The following is a 19,282-nucleotide window of genomic DNA, read 5'->3' on the forward strand; positions in this document are numbered from 1 at the left end:
AAAACCCCGTACAAGAAACTTTCATGATCGTAAGCTGGTTGTCACGCTGTCTTCATGGATAGTCATCTGACTGTCACATTTAAACCCTATCCTTCGCGGTGTCGAGCCACTTGCTCACAACCCTGGAGATCACATGAAATTGATGCACACCGCGCTCGCAAGCATCGTCGGCGCAATGTTTGCGATGTCGGCGCAAGCTGCTGACATCACCGGCGCGGGCAGTACCTTTGCTGCACCGATTTACACGAAATGGGCCGATACGTACCAGAAGTCGGGCGGCGGCAAGGTCAACTATCAAGGTATCGGTTCCTCGGGCGGCATCAAGCAAATCATCGCGAAGACGGTGGATTTCGCTGGCTCGGACGCACCGCTGAAGGACGACGAGCTGGCCAAACAGGGGCTTTTCCAGTTTCCGACAGTCGTGGGCGGCGTGGTTCCGGCAATCAACGTGCCGGGCATCAAGGCGGGCGAGATGACGCTGTCGGGTGAAGTTCTCGGCGACATCTACCTCGGCAAGATCAAGAAGTGGAACGATCCGGCTATCGTCGCGTTGAATCCGAAGCTGAAGCTGCCGGATACGGACATTGCTGTCGTGCGCCGCGCTGACGGTTCGGGCACGAGCTTCATCTGGACGAACTATCTGTCCAAGGTGAACGCCGAGTGGAAGAGCAAGGTGGGTGAAGGTTCGACGGTCAACTGGCCGACGGGCACGGGCGGCAAGGGCAACGACGGCGTCGCCGCGTTCGTTCAGCGTCTGCCGGGTGCTATCGGTTACGTGGAATGGGCGTACGCTAAGCAAAACAAGATGACGTATGTCGACTTGAAGAATGCAGCGGGCGCAGTGGTCGAGCCGAAGACGGAAACGTTCAAGGCAGCCGCAGCGAGCGCGGACTGGTCGAAGTCGTTCTACCAGATCCTGACGAACGAGCCGGGCAAGGACGCATGGCCGATCGTCGGCGCGACCTTCGTGCTGCTCCACACGACGCAGGAAAAGGAAGCGCAAGGCGCGGAAACGCTGAAGTTCTTCGGCTGGGCGTTCAAGAACGGTACGCAAGCTGCTAACGAACTCGACTACATTTCGCTGCCTGATTCGGTTGTCGCTGAAATCGAAACGCAATGGAAGGCGAAGGTCAAGGACGCATCGGGCAAGGCTGTCGCACAGTAAGCTGCAGGTCAGCAAGCGGTAAGCAACAAGCATCTGGCTTCTTGTTCCGTATTGCCGCGCGGCATCCGCCGCGCGGCCCTTCCGAAGGCTCCCATGTCGGACATTCATCTCTCATCGACTCCGCCCGCCAGCCGCGCTCAACGCGCTCCGAGCCGGCTCGGTGATATCGTTTTCGGTGGACTGACACGGCTCTCCGCTGTCGTCACGCTGCTGCTGCTGGGCGGCATTATTGTGTCGCTGGTGGTGGCTTCGCTGCCTACGCTTCAAAAATTCGGTCTCAGTTTTCTCTGGCGTGCGGACTGGGATCCACAGACCGATAGTTTCGGCGCGCTCGTTCCTATCTACGGGACCATCGCCACTTCGATCATTGCGCTGATCATCGCCGTGCCGGTGAGCTTTGGCATCGCGCTGTTCCTGACCGAGCTCGCGCCCGCGTGGCTGCGCCGGCCGCTTGGCGTGGCAATCGAACTGCTTGCAGCGATCCCGTCGATTGTTTACGGCATGTGGGGTCTGCTGGTCTTCTCGCCCATTTTCGCGACGTATTTCGAAAAACCGCTGGGTCATCTGCTCGGCAACGTCTGGTTTATCGGCCGTTTTTTCCAGGGGCCGCCCATCGGCATCGGCATTCTCTGCGCCGGCGTGATTTTGGCGATCATGATCATTCCGTACATCGCGGCCGTGATGCGCGACGTGTTCGAAGTCACACCGGTCCTGCTGAAGGAATCGGCGTATGGCATTGGCTGCACGACCTGGGAAGTAATGTGGAAAATCGTGCTGCCGTTCACAAGAACCGGTGTTATCGGCGGCGTGATGCTCGGCCTCGGCCGCGCGCTCGGTGAGACCATGGCGGTGACGTTCGTGATCGGCAATACCAATCTGCTCGACAACGTATCGCTGTTTTCTCCAGGCAACAGCATTACCTCGGCGCTCGCGAATGAATTCGCTGAAGCGAGTCCCGGCTTGCATACATCGGCGCTGATGGAGCTCGGCCTGATTCTGTTCCTGATCACGTTCATCGTGCTTTCGCTCTCCAAGCTCATGCTGCTTCGCCTCGAAAAAGGGGAGGGTGGCAAGTGACCCGGACCACTACTCAATTCCCCGGTTCCGGCAATCCGGAACGGGAAGAAGCCACGCGGATCAAGTTGCAGCGGCGCCGCCGCGGCAAGAATGTGGTCGCGCTGGTGTTGTCGCTCGCGGCCATGGCGTTCGGTTTGTTGTGGCTTATCTGGATTTTGTTCACTACGGTCAAGCTGGGTATCGGCGGTTTGTCGGTCGATCTGTTCACGCAGAACACGCCCCCGCCTAATACGGACGGCGGTGGTTTGCTGAACGCGATTGTCGGCAGCTTGATGCTTGTGCTTCTCGCGACCTTCGTTGGCACGCCGCTCGGGATTCTTGCGGGCGTGTATCTTGCCGAATATGGTGACAAGCGCTGGCTCGCGAGTGTGACGCGGTTCATCAACGACATCCTGTTGTCGGCGCCGTCGATCGTGATCGGCTTGTTCGTGTATGCACTGGTGGTCGCGCAAATGGGTCGCTTCAGCGGCTGGGCCGGCGTAATCGCGCTCGCGTTGCTGCAGATTCCGATCGTGATCCGCACGACCGAGAACATGCTGAGACTCGTGCCGAATGCGCTGCGCGAAGCGGCCTTCGCACTCGGCACGCCGAAGTGGAAGATGATTGTCTCGATTACGCTGAAGGCGTCGGTAAGCGGCATCGTGACGGGTGTACTGCTTGCCGTAGCACGCATCACCGGTGAAACAGCGCCGCTGCTCTTCACGGCGCTGTCCAACCAGTTCTTCTCGTGGGATATGAATCAGCCAGTGGCCAACCTGCCCGTCACGATCTACAAGTTCGCGATGAGCCCGTTCCCGCAATGGCAAGCGCTCGCGTGGGCCGGCGTGTTCCTGATCACGCTCGGCGTGCTCGGTCTGAATATCCTGGCACGCGCGATCTTCTCGAAAAAATAAGGCGGAAATCTTTCCATGAACACAGTCGCAAGCGATGTGAGCACCCGGAACGCGAATCCGGCCAGCAGCGGTGATAACTCCGGCACGAACCCGGTGGAGCGAGGCGCGATACCCGGCAGTTTCAAGCCGACGCATCACTCGCCCCCGGCAGGGTCGATGAAACCGAAGATCGAGGTGAACAACCTCAACTTCTTCTACAACAAGTTTCACGCGCTGAAGAACATTAACCTGCGCATTCCCGAACACAAGGTGACGGCGTTTATCGGACCGTCGGGTTGCGGCAAGTCCACGCTGCTGCGCACGTTCAACAAGATGTACGCGCTGTATCCGGAGCAGCGCGCCGAAGGCGAGATCCTGATGGATGGCAACAACCTGCTCGACACCAGCCGCGACATCTCGCTGCTGCGCGCGCGCGTGGGCATGGTGTTCCAGAAGCCGACGCCGTTCCCCATGTCGATCTACGACAACATCGCGTTCGGCGTGAAGATGTTCGAACAGCTGTCGCGCTCGGAGATGGACGACCGCGTGGAATGGGCACTGACCAAAGCGGCGCTCTGGAACGAAGTGAAGGACAAGCTGCAGCAAAGCGGCTACGGCTTGTCGGGCGGACAGCAGCAGCGCCTGTGCATCGCGCGCGGCATTGCGATCCGGCCTGAAGTGCTGTTGCTCGACGAACCGTGTTCCGCACTCGACCCGATTTCGACCGGCCGCATTGAAGAATTGATCGCCGAACTAAAAGATGACTACACGGTAGTGATCGTCACGCACAACATGCAGCAGGCGGCGCGTTGTTCGGACTACACTGCTTATATGTATCTGGGCGAATTGATTGAATTCGGCGATACGGAAAAAATCTTTATCAAGCCGTCCCGCAAGGAAACGGAAGATTACATTACCGGTCGGTTTGGTTGAGTCTGCGGTGAATCATTCGCACAGTCATACGGGCTAAAAAAGGACTTCAGGAGCACATATGTCCGATAAACATTTGTCGAGCCAGTTCGACGCCGATCTGAATGCGGTGTCATCGAAGGTGCTGGAAATGGGCGGTCTGGTCGAGTCGCAAATTATCAACGCCATGCAGGCGCTCAATACGTTCGACATGGATATTGTCGAGGCGGTGATTCTTGCCGAAACGCGCCTTAACACCATGGAAGTCGAGATTGACGAGGAGTGCAGCAACATCATCGCGCGCCGTCAGCCGGCCGCGCGTGACCTGCGTTTGTTGATGGCGATTTCGAAGACTATTACGAATCTCGAGCGCGCCGGTGACGAAGCCGAGAAGATCGCCAAGCGCGTGAAGCGCATCAACGAAGATGGCATGGGGCGTAACGTCAATATCGCGGAAATCAAGTTGTCCGGCGAAATGGCGGTCTCTATCCTGCGCCGTGCACTCGATGCGTTCGCGCGCCTGGATACGGTAGCGGCCGCGCAGATCGTTCGCGACGACAAAGCCATCGACGAAGAATTCCGTGCGTTCGTGCGCAAGCTGGTGACGTACATGATGGAAGATCCGCGCATGATCTCGGCGGGTCTTGATTATCTGTTCATCGCCAAGGCGGTTGAGCGGATCGGCGACCACGCAAAGAACATTGCCGAGTTCATTATTTACATTGTGAAGGGAACGGATGTCCGCCATGTGTCGCGCGATCAACTCGAACGCGAAGCACTGAGCTGATTCTTTTGTGATCCAGATGTCAGTTATTTAACTTACGCGAAGAAGGTTACAGAGGTGCCGATGCCCAGCAGCATTCTCGTTATAGAAGACGAACCCGCGATTTCCGAATTGATTTCGGTAAATTTGCAACACGCGGGCCATTGCCCCATTCGTGCTTATAACGCGGAACAGGCGCAAAACCTGATCAGCGATGTCTTGCCGGACCTAGTACTGCTCGACTGGATGCTGCCGGGTAAATCCGGCATCGCCTTTGCGCGGGAATTGCGCGGCAACGAACGCACGAAACACATTCCGATCATCATGCTCACCGCTCGCGGCGACGAGCAGGATAAGGTGCTCGGACTTGAAATCGGCGCTGACGATTATGTGACGAAGCCGTTTTCGCCGAAAGAATTGATGGCGCGGATCAAGGCGGTATTGCGCCGGCGCGCGCCGCAATTGACGGAAGACGTGGTGGCAATCAACGGTTTGCGTCTCGATCCGGCGACCCATAGGGTGGCGGCGCATGCGAACGGTCATTCCGACGATATCAAGCTCGATCTCGGACCGACCGAATTCCGCTTGCTGCATTTCTTCATGACCCATCCTGAGCGCGTGCATAGCCGCACGCAATTGCTCGATCAGGTGTGGGGCGATCACGTATTCGTGGAAGAGCGGACGGTGGACGTGCATATCAAGCGTTTGCGCGCAGCACTAAAGCCCGCGGGTTGCGATGCTATGATTGAAACGGTTCGTGGCAGTGGGTACAGGCTGGCCAAGAGTGCTTGAAGCCCGCGACCAATTGTGGTCGCGTGGCAATAATCTCGATCCGCTCATTCATGAATATCATCTGGACGCGGTCGCTCGTGTCCCTCGCGTTGCTCGCGGTATTAAGCGGGATTGTTGGCGCACTGTTCGGAGTGCGTGTCGCGCTCTGTTTTGCGCTCTTCATGCTCGTTCTGCAAACCCTTTTCACCACCTTTCATACGCAGCGCCTGTGGCGTTTGCTCGACGCGCCGGTGTACGGCGAAGTGCCGAGCGCACCGGGCGTGTGGGGCGAGATTTATTATCGCTTGCATAAGCTTGCAAAGCGCTGGCATGCGCAGGTGCGCCAGGTCGAGCAGCAGCATTCACGATTTATCCAGGGCATACAGGCTTCGCCGAATGGCGTAGCCATGCTCGACGACAGCGACCAGATAGAGTGGTGCAACGCGATCGCGGAAACCCATTTTGGTCTCGATGCCAAACGCGATCTGCGTCAGCACATCACGCATCTCGTGCGTCAGCCCGACTTCGTTCGTTATCTCGCTTCGCAGCATTATGAGTCGGTGCTGGTGATGCGCGGGATGGGGCTGAACCGGCAGCATGTGTTGGCGGTGCAAATATTCCCGTACGGTGAAAACCGGAAGCTGATTCTGACCCAGGACATCACGGAACTGGAAAGAACCGATTCCATGCGCCGCGATTTTGTCGCGAACGTTTCCCACGAGTTGAAGACGCCGTTGACGGTCTTGTCGGGCTTTCTCGAAACCATGCGCGAGTTGCCGCTGAATGAATCCGACCGGGCGCGTTATCTGGAGATGATGGAACAGCAGTCGTCGCGGATGCAGAACATCGTGCGGGATCTGCTGGTGCTGGCGAATCTCGAAGGCGATGTCAAACCGCCCAGCGACGACGTTCTCGACATGCGCGCGGTGCTGCGTCATCTGGAAGAAGACGCCGATAATCTTTCGAATGGCCGGCATCGAATCACATTCAGTGCCGATGAAGCGCTGACGGTGGCCGGTTCGGAAACGGAGATTGTCAGCGCGCTTGCCAATCTGGTAACGAATGCGATTCGCTATACGCCGGATGGCGGAACGATCGATGTATCGTGGCAGCGCATTCGGGATCGCGCGGTGTTTTCAGTGCGCGATAGCGGACTCGGCATTCCGGCCGAACATATTCCGCGTCTGACCGAGCGGTTTTATCGAGTCGATAGAAGCCGTTCGCGCGATACCGGCGGCACGGGCCTCGGGCTGGCGATCGTGAAGCATGTATTGCAACGGCATGGGGCCGACCTCGAAGTCAAAAGCGAGGAAGGGCGGGGCAGTACCTTCTCGGTGAAGTTTTCTGCCGCCCGCACGGCGTTGAGAAAATCGATTGCTGCTTGACGTGCCCCGACGCAAAGGTGCCCCGACGCAAAGGCACGTTCAAACCGTCACGGGCAGAACTTCGCGAGCAGGCCCAGTTGCGCATTGCGCATCGATTTACCCGGCCTGCGCCGCCGATAATGCCCGTCGCTCTGCATGAGCCACGCCGACTGATTGTCGCCGAGAAACACTGACAGTCCTTCGGCAATCACGCGCCGTTTCAGGCGGCGATCATTCACGGGAAAAGCCACTTCCACGCGCCGGAAGAAGTTGCGGTCCATCCAGTCCGCGCTCGACAAATACACTTTCTCTTCACCGCCCGCATAAAAATAAAAGATACGGTGATGTTCGAGAAAACGCCCGACGATGGAGCGCACCGTGATGTTCTCGGACAGATCTTCCACGCCCGGTTTCAACGCGCAGACCCCACGCACGATCAGATCGATTTTCACGCCCGCCTGCGACGCTTCATACAACGCGACGATCACGGTCGGTTCGAGCAGCGCATTCATCTTGGCGACAATCCGCGCTTTCTTTCCGGCGCGCGCGTTATCGGCTTCAGCACGAATGGCTTCGATAAGATTCGGATGCAGCGTAAAAGGCGCTTGCCAAAGCTGATGCAAGCGCAACTCACCGCCAATGCCGGTGAGTTGCTGGAACACGTGATGCACGTCTTCGCAGACTTGCTGATCCGACGTCATCACGGCGAAATCGGTATAAAGACGTGCCGTACGCGGATGATAGTTACCCGTGCCCAGATGTACATAACGCCTGAGCATCATCTTGCCGTTCTGCGAGACGCGCCGCACGATCAGCATCATTTTCGCGTGGCACTTGTGGCCCACCACGCCGTACACCACATGCGCGCCCACGGCTTCGAGCTGCGAAGCCCAGTTGATATTCGTCTCCTCGTCGAAGCGCGCGAGCAGTTCGACCACCACGGTCACTTCCTTGCCATTGCGCGCGGCTTGCATCAGCGCGTCCATCAGCGGCGAGTCGGTGCCTGTCCGATAGATGGTCTGCTTGATCGCGACGACCTGCGGGTCCTTGGCTGCCTGCAACAGCAACTCGAGCACGGGCTGAAAACTCTCGTACGGATGGTGCAGGAGCACGTCGCCCTGATCGATGGCATCGAAGAGATTCGATGACGCCGCGAGCGTCTTCGGCACCGCCGGAATATGCGGCACGAACTTCAGGTCGGGCCGGTCGACCATCTCGGGCAACTGCATCAGACGCACGAGATTCACCGGCCCGTTCACGCGATAACAATCGCGGTCATTCAGTTCGCTCTCGTCGAGCAGGCGACGGATCATGTGCGGCGGCGTCTCGGCCGACACTTCCAGCCGCACCGCGTTGCCCAGGTGCCGCGCGGGCAGTTCGCCCTGCAACGCCACGCGCAGATTGGTGATTTCGTCTTCATCGACGAACAATTCGCTGTTGCGCGTGATGCGGAACTGGTTGCAACTGCGCACGATCAGATGCGGAAACAACGCGTCGACAAAACGCTGCATCAGGGAGCTCAGCAGCACGAACCCGTGCGGGTACCCCGACAGCGCCTCGGGCATGCGCACGAGCCGCGGCAGCGCGCGCGGCGCCTGCACGATACCCATCACGGCCTGGCGGCCGAACGCGTCTTTCCCCTCCAGCTCGACCACGAAGTTCAGGCTCTTGTTCAGCACGCGCGGAAACGGATGTGCGGGATCGAGGCCGATCGGCGTCAACACCGGCAGCAACTCGCTCTGGAAGTAATCGCGGGCCCAGTCAGTCTGCGCTTCGCTCCACGACTCCACGCCATGAAAGTAGATCCCTTCGCTTTCCAGCGCGGGAAACACGGTGTCCTGCAGCATCACGTATTGCTGATGCACCAGGCGATGCGCACGTTCGACCACGAGGTCGTACACATGCTGCAGCGACATGCCGTCGGGCGAGAGCGAGCCCGGATTGTCGCGCATCTGTTCCTGCATGCCGGCCATCCGCACTTCGAAAAATTCGTCCAGATTGCTGCTGGTGATGCAGATAAAGCGGAGTCGTTCGAGCAGCGGGACGGAGGTATCGGCGGCTTGCGACAATACACGTTCGTTAAAACCCAGAATGCCCAGTTCGCGATTAAGAAGGGGATAGCGTAAGGACATCGAAAGTATTGGCAGTCAAAAAAGCGGAATGTGCAAGGATCGCCCGGAATGCATCACAGGTTGATGACGTTTTTGTGAAATCGTAATGTCATAAATCTAACGCCTGCCTCGCGTATGGTCGATTCTGGCAAGATTCGTCCGAGTTCGTCTAATAATTGTTTTATTGGCACATTTCGCTTCACTGGATTATTTGCCAGACCAGCACAGTCGTCCGGTTGGACTTAAAATTGGCGCGCTTCGGCGGCGCGGCGTGTTCAAATGCTGCCCGCACCGCGTGAGTACGCAAGGCGCTCGCGGGCACAACCCTACGGAAACTGGAAAATCGATGGTCAACCCCCCTCATCTTTTGGCGGCCGTAGATCTTGGATCGAACAGCTTCAGGCTGATCGTCGGACGCGTCGAGGAGACGCCTTCCGGCAGCCCGATCTATCAGGTCGATGCGCTGCGTGAACCCGTGCGGCTCGCGGCGGGCCTGTCACGAGACAAATTTCTCGACCGCGCTTCGCAATTGCGCGGCTGGGACGCGCTGAAGCGCTTCGGCGAACGGCTGCGCGACTTCCATCCCGACCACGTGCGCGCGGTCGCGACCAATACGCTGCGCGTGGCCAAGAACGCCGATGAATTCCTCGCCGAAGCGCAGAACGCGCTCGGGTTTCCCATCGAAGTGATTGCCGGGCGGGAAGAAGCGCGCCTGATTTATGCGGGCGCTGCGCATTCAGTGCCGGCGAGCGCGGGCAAGCGGCTGGTGGTGGATATCGGCGGCGGATCGACGGAATTCATTATTGGCTCGCATTACACGCCAATTCATATGGAGAGTTTGTATATCGGCTGCGTGAGCCATAGCCGGCAGTTTTTCGCAGCCGGTAATGTCGACGAATATTCAATGCGGCAGGCCGAGCTCGCCGCCAAGCGCGAGATCGAGATTATCTCGAGCGAATACAAACAGACCGGCTGGGATCAGGCGATAGGGTCGTCGGGTACGGCGCGGGCGCTGGCCGAGTTGATCGAGGCGAATGGTTTCAACGATCCCGGTATCACGCACGGCATTTCCCGAGGCGGGCTGGAGCGGTTGAAAAAGGCGCTGATCAAAGCCGAGAACGTGAACCGGCTGAAGCTGATCGCGTTGAAGGCCGACCGGATTCCGGTGCTCGCGGGCGGGTTGTCGATCATGCTCGGCGTATTCGAGGAACTGGGTATTGAATACGTCGATACCACCGACGGCGCGTTGCGGCTCGGCGTGCTGTATGACCTGCTCGGGCGCACACAGCATCAGGACATGCGCACGGTGACGGTTGAAGGGTTCAAGCGGCGCTATGCGGTGGATGGTGAACAATCGGACCGCATTGCCGCGCTGGCGATCAGCTTCTATGAGCAGCTCGAAGCAGCCGATGCCGATGCGGAGCGCCGGATCGAAAATAGAATGTTTCTGGGGTGGGCGGCGGCGTTGCATGAGATCGGGCTTTCTATCTCGCATAGCGCTTATCACAAGCATTCTGCGTATATCGCGAGTCACGCGGATATGCCCGGGTTTTCAAGGACCGATCAGGCGCGGTTGGCCGGGTTGGTGCTTGGGCATGTGGGGAAGTTGGGCAAGCTTTCCCAGGCGCGGGATGTTGACTGGACCTTGCTGTTTTGTTTGCGGCTTGCGGCGCTGCTTTGCCGGAGACGGGCCGATGTCGGGTTTCCGGCTATCCAGGTGTCTCTAGCCAATGGCGGCTTCGATGTGCGCTTGCCCAACGATTGGGTCGCGCTTAATCCGCTCACCGACTATAGCCTCGTTCAGGAGGCGGCGGAGTGGGAGAAGATCGGGAAGGCGTATCGGGTGGTTTATACCGGGGTTTGATGGCCGTAGCGGGGCGGCGTTAGGGAAAGCGGGGCAGCCCGGTTCCATGCTGCCCCATTGCGTGCGCGAGTCTCCGGCGCAAAAGTGAAATTAGTACGGACTTCGAACTTTATTCCACGTTTCTTGCCCTGCACCCAATTGCATCGCAGTTCGTCGCGCCAGCGGCGTTGATCTGATCGTTATCGCTGGCGCGTTTGGTCTCTTCCGCTATCTGCTCGTTGGCGTTTTCAATCTTCAGTCGGCCATGAAGTGGCGCACGTAACGCTCACCTATCTCCGATAAACGCAGCAAAGTCAAAAAGTCCGCCGTGTTGAAATCGGGATCCCATGCCGGAGCGCCGCAGATTTTTGCGCCCAAGCGCAAATAGCCCTTCAACAACGGCGGCGGCGCGACCGTGGCTCCCGTGCGCAGTTCCTGCACCGGCAGCGGCGTATGCGCAAACGCCCGGTATTCCGGCGACGTCAGCGCCTCTTTCTCCAACCCCTCGTACAGGTCGGCGGCGTAGTGGCCGCCATCGGCCATCGCGACGCTTGCGCAGCCCAGCATGGTCTCGTAGCCGTTCTGCTTCATGTACGCCGCGAGACCGCCCCACAGCGACATGATCACCGCGCCGCTGCGGTAATCCGCGTGCACGCACGACCGGCCGACTTCCACCAGCTTCGGGCGCAGATGCGCGAGGCGGGAGACGTCGAATTCGCTCTCGGCGTACAGCCGCCCGGCACGCGCCGCCTGATGCGGCGGCAACACGCGATAGGTACCCACAACCTTCAAGGTGTCCAGGTCGCGGACCAGCAAGTGGTCGCAAAAGGCATCGAACGCGTCGACGTCCAGACCTGCCGGGCCCTTCAGGTGAGCCCCCATCTCGTCCGCGAACACCCGGTACCGCAAGCGCTGCGCTTCACGCAATTCAGCCTCGGAATGCGCCCACGATACCCGCAGCCGGTGTTGCCCCGTCACGGTCTCCGCCGCGCTCGGCAAACGCTGGCGTTCGGCAACGTTCGAGCCACCAGACCCGCTCAGTCCATTCGATGTGCTCAAGAAAGCGGCGAGCGTCGTCGATTTTTGCATTGGCAATCCCCAAAGTGGATTTGGCTGACGTTTTACAGTTAGCCGCCAATGTAAGTATTCCGAATGACGCTCGCATGGCATCACGATGACGATTCAATGAAGCGTCACTGCGCCGCCACGGTTTTACCGCTTTTGCGTCCAATTTGTTGTAGCTACAGTAAATCAGGACTGTTTACGGCGCGCAACACGATCTGGTCGTCGCCCGCGCGGGAGCGCTGCTGGAACCACCAGATGCCACCTTTTTTCAGAGTCCATTCGGCTTCGTGGCCGGTCATCAACGAAGCCGCGACGCGCCCGAGCGTTGGTTGATGCCCGACCACGACCACGGTTTCCGCCACGCCACGCGGCCATTGAGCGGCATCGAGCACGGCTTGGGCGCTCGCGCCCGGCGCCAGTTCCTTCACCACGCTATACCGGTCGCCAAACGCTTCCATTGTCTGGATCGTGCGTGTGGCCGGGCTGACGAGAAACAGTGTGTCGTCGTCGATACGGCTTTTCAGCCACTTCGCCGCCGCCTGCGCCTGTTTTACGCCGCGCGGGGTGAGTTGACGCACGAGATCGCTCGCGGCCTGGTCTTCTGCTTCGGCATGGCGCCAGAGAATGAGGTTCATCGACTGTCTCCTTTGGGTTGTGCTCAGGTTTTTCGTTTGGACCGGTGAAGGCTGTGAACGTGCTGCGGCTTCGGGCTTGTCCCGGCCACCGGATACTTTCGATTGCGCGGGTATCAGGAAATACGCTATCATCTCGTTCTTGTCGGAGCGTAGCGCAGCCTGGTAGCGCATCTGATTTGGGATCAGAGGGTCGAAGGTTCGAATCCTTTCGCTCCGACCACGTTACAAATGAAGGGGTCACGAGTTCAACTCGTGACCCCTTTGTCACTTCTGACGTCATTTCTGGCGCGCTCGTGTGCGGGTCAAGAAAGAGGTGAGCACTTTAGCTACCTCAGCAGGTAGCAGGTTACAGCTGCCCGGGGCCGCACGGCGTTTCGATTCAATCGCAAATTCCCGATATCGTTTAATCTTCTGCGTTCGCTCGCCGTATTCGAACTTCAAACTCCATTTTCCGGGCCGTCCATGCCGCGTTTCGCCGTCCTGCTTGCTTGCTCCCTGCTCCTGTCCGCCTGTGCCGATGCCACCGTACCTCACCACACGCCGCCGCAAGATCCGCCTGATTACAAGGGCGTGCCGACCGATACCACACCGCCGGTGATGATCATCGCGCCGGCCAAGCCCGAGCAGCCGCAATGACAGCCGGGACGCCGCTTGCCCGCTGCCTGTCCGGATACCGCAGCGTATAATCCGCTCATGAACACGCCCGCCAACGCCGCCCAGCCTCACGCCCACTCGTCCGCCGACGCGCTCCAGGCGGCGGTCACGATGGCTGACGAATATTGTCGCGAGCGTGGTCAAAAGCTCACGCCCATTCGCCGCACGGTGCTCGAATTGCTGCTGGCCTCGGGCCGCGCGACCAAAGCCTATACGCTGCTCGACGAAATGCGGGCGATGCATCCGAACGCGTCGCCTCCCACGGTGTATCGGGCGCTGGATTTCCTGCTGTCGGCGGGGCTGATTCATCGCATCGAATCGATCAACGCGTTTACCGTCTGCCACGATCTCACCCATTGCCAGCACGGCGTGCTGATCGTGTGCCAACAATGCGGCCGCGTGACCGAGTTGCAGCAGCAAAAGCAGTTGCGCCAGACCCTGATGTCGCAGGTCGAGGCGAGCGGCTATCGGCTGGCGGGCGACGACATCGAGTTAAAGGGCATTTGCCCCGCATGCCAGGCCGCTGAAGACCCGAGCGCTCATCAGCACGACCACGATCACGCCTCGCATTGATCTGGTATGCGCGTCGTTTAAAGCGCTGCGAAGGTAAAAAGGCCGTTCCTGACGTCAGTCGGAACGGCCTTTTTGTATGTTCACAGCCCGAATAAGCGAAACCCCGATGCGGGCACACCGGGGTCTCTGACCCGCGAGATCTGTTCGCTCAGAAAAACACAGGCTGGCCGTATTCTAAAACGCATCAATCTGGCGGATGGTGATCACTTGTATCAACGCGTAACCCAATGTGCACGGCCCTCTCCGACCGTTAAGCAAGCCTGGTCAACGAAGGCCGCGGCACGTAATTACTACGGTCAAAACGCAGGCATAAGGCCGTGTTATGCGCATTTCTTGCTGCAAAGGTATGATCGCATCTCCTGCCGAAACAGATTTCCCGATCATGACCTCGTTGTGGATCTTCTTCGCCATTTGTCCGGTCGCGCTGGGTTCGCTGCTCGTGTTCGCGTCGCACATCGATCCGCTTTCCGGTCGCTGGCGTGGCGCCCAACTGATCGGCTCGCTACGCCGCCAAGCGGAATTCGCGGCAGGCAAACGCGTTGCGCACCTTGGCAGCGCCTTCAAGAAACACGCGAGTGCTATTGCTTGCAGCGAATCACCATCGATCGGTTCTTGACGTTCGCGCCGAAAATTCCCGCCACCGTTCCGCCCGAGGTCGCGCCGTTGTCGACATCCTTCGACACCACGTCGTAGCCATACGAACCGCACATCTCGCCGGCCTTCTTGTAACACGCAGCCCAGCTCGTACTCGCGTCGCCGCCGCTGCAATTGATGGCAAAACCCGTGTCGCCCGATGGCAGATACGTCATCTTCGCCGTGTCGGCGCAACCGGCCAGTGTTGCCGCAGCGGCCATTACGGCAGCCGTCATGAGGTGCTTTCCACGCGTCGTGACGCGTACTTTCAATTTCATCGATTCTTCCCTGTTTGATAAAGCACGTCTGGCATGCCCGGCGCGCTTATCGAGCCATTATCGCGCCGGCAGATAGCGCGACGGATCAATCGAACTACCCTTGTAGCGCAATTCAAAATGCAGCATCACGCGATTGGTGTCAGTGTCGCCCATTTCCGCGATGGCTTGACCTTGCGTGACGCTCTGACCTTCCTTCACAAGCAGCGCGCGGTTATGCGCATAGGCGCTCAGGTAGTCGGCGTTGTGCTTCACGATCAGCAGATTGCCGTAACCCCGCAGCCCGTTCCCCGCATAGACCACCGTGCCGGCCGCCGCCGCGACGATCTGTGTTCCGGACGCGCCGGCAATGTCGATACCCTTCGAATTCTTGCCGTCGAAACCGCGAATCACGCTGCCTTGCGTCGGCCAGATCAGCGCAATACTCGTGGCCGGCGTAGTCAACCCGGACGCCGCTGCGTTCGATGTATCCGCGCTGCCGGTGCGGGCGGGCGGCTCGACGGGCGTAGTTGCGACCGTCGCGCTTCCCGCGGGCGGCGCGACGCGCAGCACCTGGCCGACTTCGATCGCATTCGGGTCGGTGAGGTTGTTCCAGCGCGCGATATTCTGCGCCGATGTCCGGTTCGCGCGCGCGACCTTCGACACCGTATCGCCCCGTTCTACTCGATAAAACCCCGGCCCGACCGGCGCAGAGCCACACGCGGCGAGCACTGCGATCAAGGACACGCAGGTCAGCCGTCGAATTATTTTCACCAAACTCAAAACCTCGCAAAGCGCCGCACAAACCGACAAACCCAAATACGCCGCGGCAACAAACCAGAATGCGTAACGGCGAAATGTCCGATTTTACCGTCCCGGCGCTGCCGCCCCCAGAAGCGACCATCTTTCCCCGTTTGTTCGCAGCCCGTTCCCCGCTTCACGCGGGCGGCGAAATGCTCAGTCGCAGCGCTGCCGTTTCGGTTTTCCCCGGTGCGAGCCAGCGTAGTCCGCGACCGTTGTGAATGGCATCGGGGAGACCGACCCACGGCTCGACGCAATAGAAATCCGACGTCGGCGCTTCGGTCCAGCTGGTGACGGCGTACCAGGGCACCGAGCCGGGGCGTTGCAGATCGAAGTTCACCACGCGCTTCAAACCCGGCGTCACGAGCCGCACTGGGTGGTCGGCGGGACCGGTAAAGCAGTGGAACCGATCCAGAATGCTGGCGTCGTCCAGTGCGTAGCGCGCCGCGCCCGCTTCCGGGTCGGTGATCGAGCCGTCATCGCGTTGCCGGCGTGTTTCCGTGCGCGGCAATTCCAGGCTGCTGATGCCGCGCTGATCGTGCGGCAGGACGAAGTAGAAATGATGACCGGCGTAATAGGGCAGCGGCACCTCACCGGGGTTCGACGTGGTGAGTTCCACATCCAGTGTCATGGCGTCGACCAGCCGGTACGCAGCCTCGAAGCGAAACGCGAACGGGTAACCCTGGCGCGTAAAGTCGTTGTCGACGAGCGTCATACGCACGCCGTGCCCGTCCGCGTCCTTGCGGTGCTCGAACGGTAGATTGCGCGCGAAACCATGCATGGGAAGTTCATGCACGACGCCTTCCGGATCGCGCCACTTGCCGATCTCACCATCAACGAAATGGCGGCCGAGAAACGGAAACAGCAGCGGATTGCCGCCGCGAATCTTGACGAAGTTGGACCAGTCCGGCGCGGCCGGCCAGAAAATGACCGGCTCACCGCCCACACGCCACGTCATCAGCCGTCCGCCCGCGCGCGGCGCGATTTCGAGGGCGGCGTCATCGAACGTGATTGCCAGGATGTCTTCGGGTTGTGACGACATGTCGGTGGTCTCCTTGGGTGAGTGTTCAAACGAGCAACGAGCAGGTTGTGCGTTCAGGTGGCCGCTCAATTCTACGGGGAAACCCTTTTCGGGAAATTGCGACTGACACAGCTGGTTTCACTACCCTGATAATGTGAACACGATGTAACGCAGATGAAACATTTTTCGGCCTTGACGATCTCAGATCGATCAAGTTGATCCTGCGCAACGGCGAGGATGATATGGATCTGGCGATGATGTTTGGAGTGTTTATTTTTGGCACGTTTGGCGCGGGCACGCTGCTGTTTTTATACAAGCTGTGACCGTGACACAGGTATAACGCAGCGAATAAAAAAAGCCCGTCTTACGACGGGCTTTTTTTATTCTTACGGAATTATTCTAATAATCGACCAATTTTCTTTCGTTAACATCAAGCGCAACGCAAAGACTTGGCGCTGCATTGGGTGGGCGGCATAATCGCCCGGGTTTGCGTGCCATATGCTGCACCGCGGCTATGAGCCTGTCGCCACTAACGAAAGAGGATCAACGTGACTTTGTGGTTTCTGATTTTTCTGAGCGTGCTGCAGGGTGTGACCGAATTGTTTCCGGTCAGCAGCCTCGGCCATACGCTCCTGGTGCCCGGCCTGATCGGGATGCACATCGACAAACACGCGCCGCAGTTGTTGCCGTTCCTGGTCGCGCTGCATCTGGGTACCGCGCTCGCGTTGCTGTGGTACTTCCGCAAGCGCTGGATTGCGCTGGTGGCGGGGTTTATCGGATCGTTGCGCGGCCGTAAAAACGCCGATGGCCACATGATGTGGGCGCTGATCATCGGCACGATTCCGACGGGCATCGTCGGGCTGGTGCTTGAAAAGCGGCTCGAGGCGCTGTTCCACGATCTGCGGATTGTCGCGGCTGCGCTGATGGTCAACGGCGTGTTGCTGTGGGTCGGCGACCGGTTGACGCGTGCGCGGGCGGAGCGCGCGCCTGAAGAACTCACGTTCAAGCAGGCGTTCCTGGTGGGTCTTGCGCAGATCGGCGCGCTGATTCCGGGCTTTTCGCGCAGCGGGCTGACGATGATCGCGGGCATTGGCGCTGGCTTGAGCGCCGAGAAAGCGGCGGAATTCTCGTTCCTGCTCGGCACGCCGATTATTTTCGCGGCCGGCGTGCTCGAATTGCCGAAGCTGTTCCACGCACCCGATCAGCTCGCCGACGCCCTCCTTGGCGGCGTGTTGACGGGGATTGCTGCGTACCTGAGCGTGCGTTTCCTGATGCGTTACTTCGAAGGAAAGGGGCGGCTGGCCGCGTTTGGCTTGTATTGCGTGATTGCCGGTGCGTTCTGTCTCGGCTGGTTCATGTTGCATGCGCAACCGGTTTGACCGGTTTTAATACGCGTTGAAGCGAGCGAGGTTCCGGAATGAGGCCTCGCATCCTTTCGATGAGGTAAAATCCTGGATCATCTGCGACGCGGCAGTAGCTCAGCTGGATAGAGCATCGGCCTTCTAAGCCGAGGGGCGGGGGTTCGAGTCCCTCCTGCCGTGCCAGACCCTCGGGTTCATCACAACGCTCGATCGCGTTTCACCGGCGTCCTGCTCGTTCGAATTCGCAATCTCTCAAAAGACCTTCCGCCTACCGCGCTGTCAGCGCGTCTTGGTCTTGCCACACGTTGTCCTTCACCGTCACCGCCTTCGGAATCAGCTTCGCGCGATAGAACGTATCGGCGACGCTCTGCTGGGTCGCGACAATCTTCTCGTCGATCGGCGTCGCGCCGTACGGCACGCGCCGCACCCACGTCTCCACGAGCCCCGTGTCCAGCCCGACTTTCGGCGCAAGCAACGCCGCCGTGTCCGCGGGATGCTGCGTGACCCATGCACCGGTCGTGCGCAACTGATCGATCACGGCACGCACCGCCTGGGGATTTTGCGTGGCGAAGCTACGCGTGGCCTCGTAGAAACAGAACGGCTTCGGCAAACCGGTGTAGTCGGCGAGCGTGCGGACGGTCAACGCCTTTTGCGCGGCGGCGTAGTACGGGTCCCAGACAATCCATGCATCGACATCGCCATTCTCGAAGGCCGCGCGGGCGTCGGCGGGCGGGAGATAAACCGGGTGGATATCGTCGAGTTTCAAGTCGGCCTTCTGCAGCACTGCAAGCAGCAGGAAGTTCGAACTCGATCCTTTTTGCAACGCGATGCGCCGGCCTTTTAGCTCGGCGAGCGAATGAATCGGTGAATCGGCTTTGACGAACAGCGCCTCATTGGTTTGTCCGCCCGGCTCGGCGCCGACATAAACAAAATTCACGCCCGCGGCCTGCGCGAAAATCGGTGGCGGCGCGCCGGTGTATCCGAAATCGATGTTGCTTGTATTGAGCGCTTCGAGCAATTGCGGCCCGGCGGGAAACTCATACCAACTGACGGTATAGCCGAGCGGCTTCAGCTTTTGTTCAAGCGAACCCTGGGCCTTGAGCACGGCAAGCAGACCGGCTTTCTGATAACCAATGCGCAATTGCCTGGGTGGCGAACTCCCCGGATCTTGTGCCGATGCGCACAGAGGCAACAACGCGAACGCGGCAGCGAACGATAACGACAGGCACAGCTTTTTCATGGCAATTTCTATGCAGGAAAGAGATGTCGTCGACCATAGCAGCGATGCGTTTCGGCGTCGAATAAGCGATGCTTCGAAGCTAATGACGCAATCTGTGAACTCGTTGACGTCCTCCCGGTCCTAAAGGACCGGGATTCCTTCTGCAAGACGGCCACGTCCGGGCGCAGCAT

At 59.4% G+C, this 19,282-nt stretch carries 19 protein-coding genes and 2 tRNA genes; 14 read left to right on the forward strand and 7 right to left on the reverse strand.

Annotated elements, in window-relative coordinates; all coding sequences use genetic code 11:
* Positions 1-133: 133 nt before the first annotated feature.
* The 7 genes from pstS to phoR all read left to right on the forward strand — a co-directional run bounded on the left by pstS (position 134) and on the right by phoR (position 6,942).
* Complete coding sequence (pstS, locus tag M0D69_RS31225) at positions 134-1,165, forward strand: phosphate ABC transporter substrate-binding protein PstS (RefSeq protein WP_301785713.1); 1,032 nt, start codon at positions 134-136, stop codon at positions 1,163-1,165.
* A 93-nt stretch (positions 1,166-1,258) separates the two neighbouring features.
* On the forward strand, positions 1,259-2,242 hold the full coding sequence (gene pstC / locus M0D69_RS31230; protein WP_301785714.1) for a phosphate ABC transporter permease PstC: 984 nt from the start codon (positions 1,259-1,261) through the stop codon (positions 2,240-2,242).
* Entirely contained in the window at positions 2,239-3,135 is an 897-nt protein-coding gene (gene pstA / locus M0D69_RS31235) for a phosphate ABC transporter permease PstA (protein ID WP_301785715.1), read from the forward strand. Before pstC ends, pstA begins: the two co-directional genes overlap by 4 nt.
* Positions 3,136-3,291: 156 nt before the next feature.
* Positions 3,292-4,047, forward strand: coding sequence for a phosphate ABC transporter ATP-binding protein PstB (gene pstB / locus M0D69_RS31240; RefSeq protein ID WP_031363387.1), 756 nt, complete (start codon positions 3,292-3,294; stop codon positions 4,045-4,047).
* Positions 4,048-4,105: 58 nt separating this feature from the next.
* The gene (phoU, locus tag M0D69_RS31245) at positions 4,106-4,810 is read left to right on the forward strand and encodes a phosphate signaling complex protein PhoU (RefSeq protein WP_047844681.1); all 705 of its coding nucleotides are present in this window, start codon (positions 4,106-4,108) and stop codon (positions 4,808-4,810) included.
* 60 nt (positions 4,811-4,870) lie between these two features.
* Entirely contained in the window at positions 4,871-5,578 is a 708-nt protein-coding gene (phoB, locus tag M0D69_RS31250) for a phosphate regulon transcriptional regulator PhoB (protein ID WP_060819746.1), read from the forward strand.
* A gap of 50 nt (positions 5,579-5,628) precedes the next feature.
* Positions 5,629-6,942, forward strand: a complete 1,314-nt coding sequence (gene phoR, locus M0D69_RS31255) for a phosphate regulon sensor histidine kinase PhoR (protein ID WP_301785716.1) — start codon at positions 5,629-5,631, stop codon at positions 6,940-6,942.
* Positions 6,943-6,989: 47 nt separating this feature from the next.
* On the opposite strand, the gene ppk1 is transcribed toward phoR, so the two are convergent.
* Positions 6,990-9,053: a polyphosphate kinase 1 gene (ppk1, locus tag M0D69_RS31260; protein WP_301785717.1), complete on the reverse strand. Its 2,064-nt coding sequence runs from the start codon at positions 9,051-9,053 to the stop codon at positions 6,990-6,992.
* A gap of 325 nt (positions 9,054-9,378) precedes the next feature.
* Here ppk1 and ppx point away from each other — a divergent pair, with 325 nt between their 5' ends.
* On the forward strand, positions 9,379-10,896 hold the full coding sequence (gene ppx / locus M0D69_RS31265; protein ID WP_301785718.1) for an exopolyphosphatase: 1,518 nt from the start codon (positions 9,379-9,381) through the stop codon (positions 10,894-10,896).
* Between the two features lie 234 nt (positions 10,897-11,130).
* On the opposite strand, the gene M0D69_RS31270 is transcribed toward ppx, so the two are convergent.
* Together M0D69_RS31270 and sixA are read right to left on the reverse strand one after the other, a co-directional pair.
* A complete protein-coding gene (locus M0D69_RS31270) occupies positions 11,131-11,964 on the reverse strand; it encodes a GNAT family N-acetyltransferase (RefSeq protein ID WP_301785719.1) in 834 nt (277 codons plus the stop codon).
* A 152-nt stretch (positions 11,965-12,116) separates the two neighbouring features.
* Positions 12,117-12,575, reverse strand: a complete 459-nt coding sequence (sixA, locus tag M0D69_RS31275; protein WP_301785720.1) for a phosphohistidine phosphatase SixA — start codon at positions 12,573-12,575, stop codon at positions 12,117-12,119.
* Between the two features lie 143 nt (positions 12,576-12,718).
* Between sixA and M0D69_RS31280 the strand changes: the two genes are divergently transcribed.
* From M0D69_RS31280 to M0D69_RS31295, 4 genes are all read left to right on the forward strand, one after another.
* Positions 12,719-12,795 (forward strand) — tRNA-Pro (locus M0D69_RS31280).
* A 242-nt stretch (positions 12,796-13,037) separates the two neighbouring features.
* A complete protein-coding gene (locus M0D69_RS31285) occupies positions 13,038-13,211 on the forward strand; it encodes a hypothetical protein (RefSeq protein ID WP_166681214.1) in 174 nt (57 codons plus the stop codon).
* A 57-nt stretch (positions 13,212-13,268) separates the two neighbouring features.
* A complete protein-coding gene (locus M0D69_RS31290) occupies positions 13,269-13,802 on the forward strand; it encodes a Fur family transcriptional regulator (RefSeq protein WP_301785721.1) in 534 nt (177 codons plus the stop codon).
* Between the two features lie 346 nt (positions 13,803-14,148).
* Positions 14,149-14,418 carry a hypothetical protein gene (locus M0D69_RS31295; RefSeq protein WP_301785722.1) on the forward strand — a complete coding sequence of 90 codons (270 nt, stop codon included), beginning with the start codon at positions 14,149-14,151 and terminating at the stop codon, positions 14,416-14,418.
* Here M0D69_RS31295 and M0D69_RS31300 read toward each other — a convergent pair.
* The 3 genes from M0D69_RS31300 to M0D69_RS31310 form a co-directional block, all read right to left on the reverse strand.
* A complete protein-coding gene (locus M0D69_RS31300; RefSeq protein WP_301785723.1) occupies positions 14,381-14,671 on the reverse strand; it encodes a hypothetical protein in 291 nt (96 codons plus the stop codon). The genes M0D69_RS31295 and M0D69_RS31300 overlap by 38 nt on opposite strands.
* A gap of 99 nt (positions 14,672-14,770) precedes the next feature.
* Entirely contained in the window at positions 14,771-15,436 is a 666-nt protein-coding gene (locus tag M0D69_RS31305) for a peptidoglycan DD-metalloendopeptidase family protein (RefSeq protein ID WP_301785724.1), read from the reverse strand.
* Positions 15,437-15,626: 190 nt separating this feature from the next.
* Positions 15,627-16,532, reverse strand: a complete 906-nt coding sequence (locus M0D69_RS31310; protein ID WP_301785725.1) for an aldose epimerase — start codon at positions 16,530-16,532, stop codon at positions 15,627-15,629.
* Between the two features lie 527 nt (positions 16,533-17,059).
* On the opposite strand from M0D69_RS31310, the gene M0D69_RS31315 reads away from it, so the two are divergent.
* Together M0D69_RS31315 and M0D69_RS31320 are read left to right on the forward strand one after the other, a co-directional pair.
* A complete protein-coding gene (locus M0D69_RS31315) occupies positions 17,060-17,890 on the forward strand; it encodes an undecaprenyl-diphosphate phosphatase (protein WP_301785726.1) in 831 nt (276 codons plus the stop codon).
* Positions 17,891-17,978: 88 nt separating this feature from the next.
* Positions 17,979-18,055 (forward strand) — tRNA-Arg (locus M0D69_RS31320).
* Between the two features lie 85 nt (positions 18,056-18,140).
* Here M0D69_RS31320 and M0D69_RS31325 read toward each other — a convergent pair.
* Positions 18,141-19,112, reverse strand: a complete 972-nt coding sequence (locus tag M0D69_RS31325) for a sulfonate ABC transporter substrate-binding protein (RefSeq protein WP_301785727.1) — start codon at positions 19,110-19,112, stop codon at positions 18,141-18,143.
* Between the last annotated feature and the right edge of the window lie 170 nt (positions 19,113-19,282).

It is taken from the genome of Caballeronia sp. SEWSISQ10-4 2, from assembly GCF_030464885.1.
Classification (GTDB): Bacteria; Pseudomonadota; Gammaproteobacteria; order Burkholderiales; family Burkholderiaceae; genus Caballeronia.